Origin of the sequence: Moorena sp. SIO4A1, from assembly GCF_010672065.1 — a bacterium.
In the GTDB taxonomy this organism is placed as follows: domain Bacteria; phylum Cyanobacteriota; class Cyanobacteriia; order Cyanobacteriales; family Coleofasciculaceae; genus Moorena.
On the sequence record NZ_JAAHHX010000953.1, the window covers coordinates 1 to 1,139 of the forward strand.

Genomic DNA, 1,139 nt, shown 5'->3' on the forward strand with positions numbered 1-1,139 from the left:
CCCAAGCCGACCGACTAATTCTAGGCAAATCGTTTTCATTTGAGCTATTGGGGATTTATGGTGTTGCCTTTAATTTAGCGTACCTACCTTCTCAGGTAATCTCGGCAATTAGTTCCAAGGTGCTTTTGCCAACGTTTTCTCAACTGGCTGACTTGCCTCGGGAAACCTTTCGGATTAAGATTTGGTACAATCGCCAACTTATCCTAGTGGTTGCAGCATTGATGTTGACAGTCAGTACTGCTTTTGGAGATATTGCGATTTTTGTCTTATATGATGAGAGGTTTTATGAAGCGGCTTGGATGTTACCAATCTTGACCCTAGGCATCTGGCCTGCATTATTGATTGATACAGTTCAGCAAGCTCTGATGGCTCTTGGAAAGCCAAACTATAACGCTTACAGTCAACTAGTCAAGAGTCTTAATGTTTGTATTGGTATACCCCTAGGATTTTATGTGATGCAAAAGTTTGGCAATGGACCACTCGGAGCAGTAGTCGTGATTGCCTTCAATGACATTCTCCCTTATCTAGTAATAACTTATGGTCTTTGTCGTGAAGGGCTTTCCTTTATTAAGCAAGACCTCTGGGCTACTTCACTACTGTTGACATTACTGATGTGGGTGATTTGGGCTCGATATATGTTGGGGTTTGGATATCCCATCAGTGGACTTTTTTAAAACAGGGAACAGCAGAGCAGGGAACAGGGAGCAGGGAGCAGAAAATAAAAATTATCACAATTCCTACAAAAATAACTAGTATTAATTACTAATAAAAAAAATACCAACCATATAAATTGACTAAGAGACTAAAATTGGATAATAAAATGGATTCAAAATTAAACTATTGCCTAGATCCAGAAAAGTTAACTAACTTTGCGAAGGATAATTGTGAAGCCTACGCCCAGGCTGAGCCATTCCCACACATTATCATGGATAACTTCTTTCCAGAGGATATCCTAGATAATATTCTGAATGAGTTTCCTAAATCTGATGAAATTGATTGGCAAAAGTTTGAGGCTGCCCCAGAAAAAAAACTGGCCTCAAAATCGGAAATTCAAATGGGAGAATACACCCGATTTTTTTTGTATAAGCTCAATTCATCAACTTTCCTTAACTTTTTAGAAACCTTAACTGGCATTGATG

General features: G+C 38.9%; 1 protein-coding gene and 1 pseudogene. Both read left to right on the forward strand.

Features of this window, described 5'->3' with window-relative positions; all coding sequences use genetic code 11:
- On the forward strand, window positions 1–674 hold a 674-nt coding region (locus F6K53_RS44390), incomplete at its 5' end, for an oligosaccharide flippase family protein (protein WP_293087305.1).
- A gap of 146 nt (window positions 675–820) precedes the next feature.
- A pseudogene (locus tag F6K53_RS44395) lies at window positions 821–1,139 on the forward strand (2OG-Fe(II) oxygenase); the annotation flags it as partial.